Below are 9,334 nucleotides of genomic sequence, written 5' to 3' on the forward strand. Positions count from 1 at the left end.
CCCCGAGGAAGCCAGCCATGAGCACGAGTGGGATCGACATCCGGGAATCCTAGCGAAACCGCCGAGAGGCGGTGCGCCCCGTACCCGAGCCAATTGCCTTTTATTGATTACCTGTTATCATTATCATATGTCTTCTCTTTCGCTGCTTCCGAAGAAATGATGCGGCCGCCGATGTTCAGCAGCTCGAATCTCCGAGGCGGGTGGCTCGACGCCGCGGGAATCACCGTGTCGGTGGTGTGCGCCATCCATTGCGCGGCCAGCGCCATGTTTCTCACGGCACTCACGCTGCTCGGGGTGACCCGTGCGATGCCCGATTGGCTGGAATGGGCATTTCTGACCGCGTCGCTGGTCATTGGGTTCATCGCCCTGCGGAACGGACACCGTGTGCATCTCCAGTCACGGCCGCTGCGCCTGTTTGGGCTTGGGATTGGGGCGTTGGTGCTCGCTCGGCTGACGGGTTGGGAGTCGCCGATCGAGGTCGCCGCCGTGGTGATGGGCGCAACCGCGCTCGTTGCCGCGCACGCGCTCAACTGGTACCACAGTCGTCGCTGTACGAAATGCGCGTTGGGCGACGAGGCGCCGAAACACGCGGACTTTGCGGTCGTAGGCGCGGCGTGAACGTACGGCGGCGTGCCCCTCGCGTGGGGAACGCGCGCCGACGAAACCCGTCGTCACACACCGCGTCGCATCACCGCGCGTACGGATCCTCTTTCGCCACCATCATGTCACTCCCGCGTCGCATCGTCCGACCGGCGGCAACTATCGCGCTCGGCCTCCTCAGCGCCGCATGCACGACCTCGTCGACGCGGATGGGCTCGAGCACATCGCCGACACCGGCGACCGCGTCTCCGGCCCGCGTCGATGCCGCGTCGTGCTTTCCGATCGAACAACTGCCCGCGTCCGAACGGGCGCTCGCCGAGCGTGTCCTGCTGGAATTCTCGGATCGTGAGGGCATGTACACGTTGGCTGGCGGCTTGAAGCCCGTCTCCAGTGACGTGCGCGACTTACAGCTGCGGATCGCGCCCTCGCTGGACACCGTGAAGCTCGCGGAATTGGAGCGACTGCGCGTGGTGTCGCGCGCGCTACACTGCGGCGAATTGGGCGTGTTCGTGCAGGTGTTCACCGCGACGTACCCGGGACGTGACAGCAGCATCGTGCGCAGCGCGTCCATGGTGCTCTATCACCGACAGTCGCTGCGCACCGCCATCGCGCGTCACGCGCCGTTCTTCGCCCGCCTTGGCGTGACGCCGAGCGCCGATCCCCGCGAGGTGGTGGGCGCGGTGGAGAATGCGCCGCAGGCTGATCGCTGGCGCGGCTACGGCTATCTGTTCGGCTATCCCGATGACGCCGTCGACTTCTTCGTACAAGCGGGGATCGACGGCGAGCGGACCAAACAGATCGTGCCGCGCGATTTCCGTCGCGTGGAGACGTTCACGAAATTTCCGGAGCGACAGGGCGGTCCATTGGTGAACTCGTCGTTCGTCTACGCGGTCCCGAAGGGCGCGGCGGAGAGCGCTGGGGATCGTGCGTTGCGCGAGGCCGCTGCCCCGCTGTTTACGCGCTACCGAACAATGCGAGCGCAGCACATAAGGCCGGATTCCACCGGGGCGGTGGCACTCTGGCGGGCGTGGTATTCGCGTCGCTGACGTGATCCGTTCCGGAGGCTTCGACCCATCACGCGTGACGCGGACACTAGCATCGGCGCTCCGCTGGGCAATGGTGATCGCCGCAGCGGGATACTGGTCGATTCGTCCCGCGCCGTTGCCGAACGATGTGCTTTATGGACGCTCGAACGCGGCCCCATCGTCACCGACTGCCGCTGCGGGCATCCATCCCACGATCGCCCCCGCGACGACACTGGGCGTCGACGCCACGGTACGCACGATCGACTGGCACCTGCTGTCAATGCTCAACGTTCGCTCCGCAATCGTGCCCCCGAAAATTGCCGCCCTCAACGGCCAACGCGTGCGCGTTCCTGGATTCATTGTGCCGCTGGAAGATTTTCAGGAGAAGGCCAAGGAGTTCCTGCTTGTGCCGTATTTCGGTGCGTGCGTGCACACACCGCCCCCACCGCCAAATCAGATGATCTTCGTGAAGATGACCGGCGGCTCGGCGTCACTGGCACTCTTCGATCCCGTGTGGATCGAGGGGGTGCTCGAGGTACACGACGTCATAAGTCCCTACGGTGTCGTCTCGTATCGCATGCGCGGCGAGCGGATAGTGCCCTACCGCGAAGACCAATAAGGTCGCGCGGCCAGAGACACGGCCTGGCACTGCGAGGCCTTTCAGAGGCGGAACGGCAAACACCCCGCGCGAGCGATATCGCTCCGCGGGGTGTTCGCGTGGTCGAGCACCCGGCCGCTGTGCTGACGGCCGTTCCGTGTCGTTCAGACGGACGTGAGCACCGGTCCGTGAAAATCACAGTGCCCATTGTGCGGGTGATGCAGGTGTCCGTCGACCAGATAATCGATATGGTCGCCGTGCGGCACGGCCGTATGGCCACACGTCGCGGAATGCACGTGTCCGGCCTCGTGTCCACCGCAGCGATGGCCCGGGGTGCAGTCGGCAGGATTCGTGGCGGACACGTCGATGACGTGTTCGACGACGGTGCCGTTCGCCTGGTGATGGAGGTGCCCGTCGTGCAGATAGTCGGTGTGTCCGTCGTGCTGGACGGCGGTGTGACCGCAGCCGGCGCCGTGGACGTGATCGGGTTGGGAATGGACGGTCGGTGTCATGGCGACTCCTGATGGGCGCGCATCGCGCGACGGTGATGGATCACGCGTCAGGCCGGTTCTTCAGCGTGGCGCAGGATGTTGGTGATGAGGTCGAACACGTGCTGATCCGCCACGGCGTAGAAGACGTGCTTGCCGTCGCGCCGACTCGAGAGCAGCCCTTCCCGTCGCAAGACCTGCAGTCGCTGGGAGACCGTGGGCATGGCGTCGCCGGTATCGGCGGCGATGTCCGTGACGCATCGCTCTCCGGCGCTGAGCAGCTCGAGGAGCCGCAAGCGGGCGGGATCCCCCGCCGCACTCAACATCCGAGCCGCGCGCCCGAGGACGGCCTCGGAGGCAGCCGCTCGGCTGGACGGACTCGTACGCTGATGCGCTTCGTCGATGGCGCCGCACGACGGCTCGAGTTCGGCCAGATCAATAATTGATCGTTTCATCAAATATGAAATTGATTGATTATCCGAGAAGCGCAAGAGCCAGTTTCACCGATTACGGCGCCACGTAGCGCGCTTCGACCTCGCACCACTGCTCGCCGAGGCCGGTCACCTTCGCGAATCGGCGGCGCTTGTGGCGTGGCAGCGTGTCCATCACGTGGGTCCGATGCGCGATGCCCAGAGTGCGCTCCGCCCATGCTTCATAGCGAGCGAGCTGCCTGGCCAAACGGACCACCCCCGCACGGAGCTGCCGGTGCTCCCACTCGGTCTGCGGCATATCGAGACGGGGAAGCTCGCTCGGCTTGTGCAGCGGCAGGCGCATCATCGGCCACACGAGGCGGGCCGACGCCGCCTGACGCATCAGTAGGACGCCAGCCGGCGAGGCGAGGCGAGTCGCGCTGGTCGTAGCGCGCTCCGCGTCGGCCGCCCGCGCCGTCGCGCGTCCGCAGTACAGCGCGAACCCCCAACAGAGCAGCTCTTCACCGGGCTCGTCGCGGAGGGCCAGTCGATAGCAGGTGGTCCCACCGCCGTCGGTGGAACGCTCACGCTCAAACCCGAACCGTACCAACGCGTTCCCCTCGGCATGTCGAATGTCATGGCCCAGGAACCACAGTTGCTGGTCGAGCAGCAGGTTCAGGCGAAGCTGACGAGGCGAGACTTGCGTGGCCATTTACTGATATTACGTTCTCATTCCCAATATCTCAATCCTCTGCCGAGGCATCGTATGGCGAAATCAGGGCGAGTCCAGGTCAAGCTGCGCTCCACGGAGAGTCACGCGATGTACGTGACCACGAAGAATCCGCGCACCATGCCCCAGCGCATGGAGAAGCGCAAATACGATCCCCACGTGAAGCGCCACGTGCTCTTCAAGGAGTCGAAGTGAGCCAGGCTACCGCCACCACGGACCGTCGGCTCCCGGTCACCGTGCTCTCGGGCTTCCTCGGCGCCGGCAAGACCACGCTGCTGAATCACGTCCTCGCCAATCGTGATGGTCTGCGCGTCGCCGTGATCGTGAACGACATGAGCGAGGTCAACATCGACGCCCAGTTGGTGCGTGGCGGCGAGGCCGCGCTGTCGCGTACGGAAGAAACGCTCGTCGAAATGACCAATGGGTGCATCTGCTGCACGCTGCGCGACGATTTGCTGCACGAGGTGGCGCGGTTGGCCGACGAAGGGCGCTTCGACTACCTCCTCATCGAGAGCACCGGAATCGGAGAACCGCTCCCCGTCGCCGCCACCTTCACCTTCGAGACGGACGAGGGGGTGTCGCTGTCGCACGTGGCGCGATTGGACACCATGGTTACGGTGGTCGATGCGCACCGCTTCCGGCACGATCTCGGCTCACTCGACGATCTCCGCGAGCGGCAGATCGCGCTCTCCGAGGAGGATGAACGCACGATCCCCGACTTGCTCATCGACCAGGTGGAGTTCGCCAACGTGATCGTGATCAACAAGGCTGACCTGCTGAACGACGCTGACCTCGGCTCCCTTCAGGCACTGCTGCGCCATCTGAATCCCGAGGCGGAGCTGATCGTGTCCACGCGCGGTGTCGTGTCACCGTCGCGCATCCTCGGCACCAGGCGCTTTGACTTCGTCCAGGCCGAAACGGCACCAGGGTGGCAGAAAGAGCTCGCGGGTGAACACATCCCCGAAACCGAGGAGTACGGGATCGGCAGCTTCGTGTATCGCGCGCGTCGGCCGTTCCACCCGGAGCGTCTGTGGAGTGCCATCGATGTGGGACTCCCGGGGGTGTTGCGAGCCAAAGGCTTTTTCTGGGTCGCCACCCGGCCGGATATGGTGGGCACCTGGTCGCAAGCGGGGCAATTGCTCGAGGTAAACGCGGGCGGCTATTGGTTCGCGGCCAGCGATCCCGCCACGTGGGAGGTGGATGACGAAGAGCGCGCGATTATCGAGGGACACTGGCATCCGGAGGTCGGCGATCGACGACAGGAGATTGCGATCATCGGCCAAGGGCTCGATCAGGGCGCGCTCACGGCGATGCTGGATGCCTGCCTCGTGACCGAGGAGGAGCAGACGGCCGGCCCTTCACTCTGGCAGACGTTTGCTGATCCGTTTCCGGAGTGGAGCGAGGTGGAGGTCGAGGATGAGCACGTCGACCTCGACGAAGTGCGCCGTTGACGCGCGTTGACGCGATGGAAGTAGTCATGATCCGCCGCTAGAGCTGCCCCAACCAACTCAGCTTCACGATCAGTGATCGGGCCGTTGGCACGTTTCCGCCGAGGATCGGTTGACGGTCATTGTAGACGATGTACAGAAACGACAGCGGGGAGAACTCCCAGCTGAGACGCGCGTTCATCGTGCCGCGCTTTTGTACGGTGTTGTACTGGTAAAAGGTGCTCCACTGCAATCGCGGCGACGCAAACACACGGAGTTCCGGACCAGCGAGCTGAGTCACGAACGATGAATCGCGATCACCCAATCCCTCAAAGCGATTGACTTCGTAGTTGGCGCGCAGCGCGACGTAGGGATTCGGGGACCAGCGACCACTCACGGCGGCACGGTCGAGTCGTCCGTCAAAGAAGCCGCCGCTCGAGATGTTGGACGTCAGGGCAGCGCGGGCACTCTGATCCGTTTTGGCATCGATCCCGACCCGATGATAGTCGTGGGTACCGGATGGCGTGCGTACGTTTGCGAACAGAAGCACGTCACTATCTGGACGTTGTTAATTCAGTTCATGATACGGCTTCCAGGTCGCGCCGTTGGTGTGCAGGACTTCGATCGAACTGACGATGATGCCCTCTTGCAGGCGCAACGATGACGGATCCTGATAGAAGTATGTGGTCACGCCCGGTTTGAACCACACGACATTGCGCGGTCGCCACGCGGGCTGCACGTTCGCGGATACGGCCGGACTCGTCAGGAAGACGTTCGAGCGCGAGACGAAGCCGGTGCGCGGTGCATAGTCGCGCGTGACGAGTGCGCCCAAGAGGCCCGTATACAGGCCTGGCGTAGTTCGTCCAACGAAGTAGGTCGCCGCCAGGCTTGTTTGACCATCCTGCGTCGATGTGGACACCATCGCGTTGAGTTGCACCTGTTCGCCGATGCGCGTAATCGCGTCCACCGTCGTCACGACGTTTCGACGTGCGCTGTTTTGCAGATCGGCGTCATCTTGGCGCAGCACCGCGGTGGCACCTATGCGTGTGGACTTGCCAAAGAACTGACTGCCACGCACCACGCCGAACGTGGCCCGTCCAGCGTCGCCCTCGGCGTTCTGTTGCATCAGCAGTGCGCCAGCCGTGGTGCGACCCGTCCGATACGCATACCGCGCCCCGCCAAGAATCGGTATGGGGGCGCCCTCGTCGGAGAGGCCGATACGCCGCGTGAAGAATGGTTGCACGACATAGCGACCGGTGATCCCACCGGCATTCAACAGGTCGGCATTCTCCAAGAAGAATTGGCGTTGTTCGGGAAAGAACACGCTGAATCGGGTGAGATTCACCACCTGGCGATCGACATCGGCCTGAGCGAAGTCGGTGTTGACGGTGCCCTCCAGCAGGCTATTCGCCGTCGGCGCCCAGATGACTTCGCCACCGACATCGCCCAGGACGCCGTTGAACGCCTGTGGCGTCCGATCGCGGAGCGTTTGTCCCAGCACATACGGTCGCACGCGCACGTTCGCACGTGGCGGTGGTGGGGCCAGCGAGTCGAGTGTGCCGGCGTACGTGAGTCGCCAGGAGGAGAATTGTCGCGGGTAGGGAGACCACGCACTCCATTGCAAGGCACGGCGCGTGTTGCGCACGAGGTTCAGATCCCAGCTGGTCTGCCCCGGCGCGTAGCGCATGGAGCGCCACGGAATGGCGAACTCCGCGATCCACCCGGTGTCGCTGCGGGTGGTACGGACGCGCCAGAGGGCATCCCAGTTGAAGTTGAATGCGTCGCCCCCATCAAAGGCTTGCACGTCGGATTGTGATCCAAGCGGGCTGGCCTGAAACTGAAAGGCGGTGCGTCCATCGCCCAGAGAGCCCAACGTGACGCCGAAGACATCGCTTTCTGACGCCTCGAAGTCACGCCGAAGATCTTGCATGCGTAACGAGGACAGTCCAGCGCTGTCGCCGTTGAAGGCGCCCACGTACAGATACTCCTGGTCGAACAGGATGCGCACTTCGCTCGGGTAGCGCGTGGTGGGTGCGTAGTCCTGACGGACTTGCGCGAAGTCACGGGCCACGGGCGCTCGCTGCCATGCCGCTTCGTCAAGCTTGCCGTCCAACACGATGCGCTCGCTGGTGCGGCGCGCCACGAGTGAGCGGCGGGTGGCCAGCGTGGGCTCGGGGACAGCGGCGGGTTGGGCGCGAATGGAAATCGGCACCACAGAGGCGAGGATGAGCCCTCCCCCGACCACGTGCGAGCGAATGCGATGAACCATATCCGGTGCGGTGAGCGTATAGACCGCCGAATCGAGTCAATAATGATATATCTATTTCAATCGTGTATCCTTACGGCTCATGGTTGGCTAGTCGTCGCGAGACGTGTCGGTGCCTCGCCGGTGGGCGCTACGATCACACGAGATCGCAGGCAGGAAACACCGTCGTCAGTGCGACCCGGTGAGGCGCAGTTCTCCAAGGAAGCCGCGCGCTCCGCGCCGAATAACGGAGGCCGCGAACAGCAGTGCGACGCTCACCGCCGCCGCCATTTGCCACGGCGTTCCGATCTGTTCGGTGTTGATGGCCGGCTGCGTGGCGCCAAGGGAGGGGAGCAACAGGTTGGTCATCCACCCGAGCACGAGTGCGCTCGCGGTCATGGCCACCGCAAACCCCATCGCGAAGCGGCGCCCATGCATCTGATTGAGAATGCCTAACGTGGCCACGTTCGTAGCCGGTCCCGTGAGCAGCAGGGCCAAGCCCGCCCCTGGGGAAACCCCTGCGGCCACCAGCACCGCGACTAACGGGGTCGACGCCGACGCGCAGATGTAGAGGGGCAGGCCCAAGAGCGCGAAGATGGCGACATCGACGCCGCTTGGTAGCCGTGTCAGCCACGAGCCTTCGAGGAGCGGCATGGCGAAGGCGGCCACCAGCAGCCCCACCATTATCCAGGGGGCTGTATGGTCGACCATTTCCACAGCGCCGGTCTGCATTGCGCGCCGCAGCCGATCCCGCGTTGAGGGCGTGGGTATGGCCGCGGTGGCCAGTGGCACAGGACGGCCATGGCGCCGGACGTATCGGCCCATAATCAGCGCCACGGACAGCGCGGCGGCCATCGCCGCAACCACGCGCACCACAGCAAAGGGGGTGCCGAGCAGCGGGATGGAGAGCAGCACGGCGTCGATGCCCAACTCCGGAGTGGCCACCAAAAACGCCACGGCGGCCGTGGTGGACGCGCCCTTCTGTACCAGCTGCTGGTAGAGTGGTACAACGCCACACGAACAGATCGGCAGTGGTAACCCAACGGCCATGCCCGCCATCCCTTGACGGAATCGTGACCCACGGCTGAGCCACGAGAGGCTGCTGGCCGGCAAGAAGGCGTGCAGCAGTCCCGCCGCGACGTAGGCCAACAGCACCGCCGGCGCCGTATCCAGCAGCAGCGACGCAAACGTGCGCAGCGTGGCGTCAACGGGCATGACGATTGCTGCATCTCGGGTCAGATGCACACTGAGGAGGAGCGCGAAGCCGGCAATGGCGCCAAAGCCATTCGGCCAGCCGGTTGCGTCGTGATCGTGTGTGTGTTCGTGATGATGATCGTGCGCGTGGTCATGCGCGTGATCGTGTGCGGGATGCGCGATGACATGCAACAGCGATCCCGCCACCACGGCTTCGAACCACAGGTTGGCGTGACTGGGCAGCAGCGCCAGCATCATCGGCTCGGCCAAGTAGCCGCCAATGGTGGTGAGGGCCATGAGGCCGAGTGCCGCCCATGCCACAAAGCGTGGACGGTCGCGCAACACCCACCACACGGTCACGCTCACCGGGATTTGGTGCAGCAGCACACCGTAGCCAAGCACGCTCGCCTGGTCGTCACCCGCTTGCCGTAGCGCGCTGCCGTCGAGGGCGGAGTGAATAGCGACCCCGCACAATGCCAAGAGCACCACAACCGTGTGCGTCTGGCGTGCGCCGATGTGCAGGAGCCGTTCCGCGAGCGTTGGAAGGACGATGCCAGCCAGCAGGCAGAGCGCAGCCACCACGTCACGTTCGTGCAGGGCGTGCGGCACCACATCAA

At 64.4% G+C, this 9,334-nt stretch carries 11 protein-coding genes; 5 read left to right on the top strand and 6 right to left on the bottom strand.

Annotated elements, in window-relative coordinates:
• Window positions 1-159: 159 nt before the first annotated feature.
• The 3 genes from ACIRA7_RS12675 (at window position 160) to ACIRA7_RS12685 (ending at window position 2,244) form a co-directional block, all read left to right on the top strand.
• Window positions 160-618, top strand: coding sequence for a MerC domain-containing protein (locus tag ACIRA7_RS12675; RefSeq protein ID WP_396221210.1), 459 nt, complete (start codon window positions 160-162; stop codon window positions 616-618).
• A 104-nt stretch (window positions 619-722) separates the two neighbouring features.
• Window positions 723-1,646, top strand: coding sequence for a hypothetical protein (locus ACIRA7_RS12680; protein ID WP_396221211.1), 924 nt, complete (start codon window positions 723-725; stop codon window positions 1,644-1,646).
• A 1-nt stretch (window position 1,647) separates the two neighbouring features.
• Window positions 1,648-2,244, top strand: a complete 597-nt coding sequence (locus ACIRA7_RS12685; protein ID WP_396221212.1) for a DUF3299 domain-containing protein — start codon at window positions 1,648-1,650, stop codon at window positions 2,242-2,244.
• A gap of 143 nt (window positions 2,245-2,387) precedes the next feature.
• Here the strand turns inward: ACIRA7_RS12685 and ACIRA7_RS12690 are convergent, their stop codons facing one another.
• The 3 genes from ACIRA7_RS12690 to ACIRA7_RS12700 are packed head-to-tail and all read right to left on the bottom strand — an operon-like array spanning window position 2,388 to window position 3,833.
• Entirely contained in the window at window positions 2,388-2,735 is a 348-nt protein-coding gene (locus ACIRA7_RS12690) for a hypothetical protein (RefSeq protein WP_396221213.1), read from the bottom strand.
• A gap of 47 nt (window positions 2,736-2,782) precedes the next feature.
• Window positions 2,783-3,166 (bottom strand): ArsR/SmtB family transcription factor, encoded by a 384-nt coding sequence (locus ACIRA7_RS12695; protein WP_396221214.1) that lies wholly within the window; start codon window positions 3,164-3,166, stop codon window positions 2,783-2,785.
• Window positions 3,167-3,218: 52 nt separating this feature from the next.
• A complete protein-coding gene (locus ACIRA7_RS12700; protein WP_396221215.1) occupies window positions 3,219-3,833 on the bottom strand; it encodes a hypothetical protein in 615 nt (204 codons plus the stop codon).
• 54 nt (window positions 3,834-3,887) lie between these two features.
• Here ACIRA7_RS12700 and rpmG point away from each other — a divergent pair, with 54 nt between their 5' ends.
• Both rpmG and zigA read left to right on the top strand, forming a co-directional pair.
• Window positions 3,888-4,046, top strand: a complete 159-nt coding sequence (gene rpmG, locus ACIRA7_RS12705) for a 50S ribosomal protein L33 (RefSeq protein WP_396221216.1) — start codon at window positions 3,888-3,890, stop codon at window positions 4,044-4,046.
• Complete coding sequence (gene zigA, locus ACIRA7_RS12710; RefSeq protein ID WP_396221217.1) at window positions 4,043-5,302, top strand: zinc metallochaperone GTPase ZigA; 1,260 nt, start codon at window positions 4,043-4,045, stop codon at window positions 5,300-5,302. The genes rpmG and zigA overlap by 4 nt, the downstream gene beginning before the upstream one ends.
• 37 nt (window positions 5,303-5,339) lie before the next feature.
• Here zigA and ACIRA7_RS12715 read toward each other — a convergent pair whose 3' ends face one another.
• From ACIRA7_RS12715 to ACIRA7_RS12725, 3 genes are all read right to left on the bottom strand, one after another.
• Window positions 5,340-5,828: a hypothetical protein gene (locus ACIRA7_RS12715; protein WP_396221218.1), complete on the bottom strand. Its 489-nt coding sequence runs from the start codon at window positions 5,826-5,828 to the stop codon at window positions 5,340-5,342.
• Window positions 5,829-5,846: 18 nt separating this feature from the next.
• Window positions 5,847-7,547: a DUF5916 domain-containing protein gene (locus ACIRA7_RS12720; RefSeq protein WP_396221219.1), complete on the bottom strand. Its 1,701-nt coding sequence runs from the start codon at window positions 7,545-7,547 to the stop codon at window positions 5,847-5,849.
• Between the two features lie 165 nt (window positions 7,548-7,712).
• Window positions 7,713-9,334: permease (locus tag ACIRA7_RS12725; RefSeq protein ID WP_396221220.1), on the bottom strand; the 1,622-nt coding region annotated here is incomplete at its 5' end.

It is taken from the genome of Gemmatimonas sp. (assembly GCF_044376735.1).
GTDB lineage: Bacteria > Gemmatimonadota > Gemmatimonadetes > Gemmatimonadales > Gemmatimonadaceae > Gemmatimonas.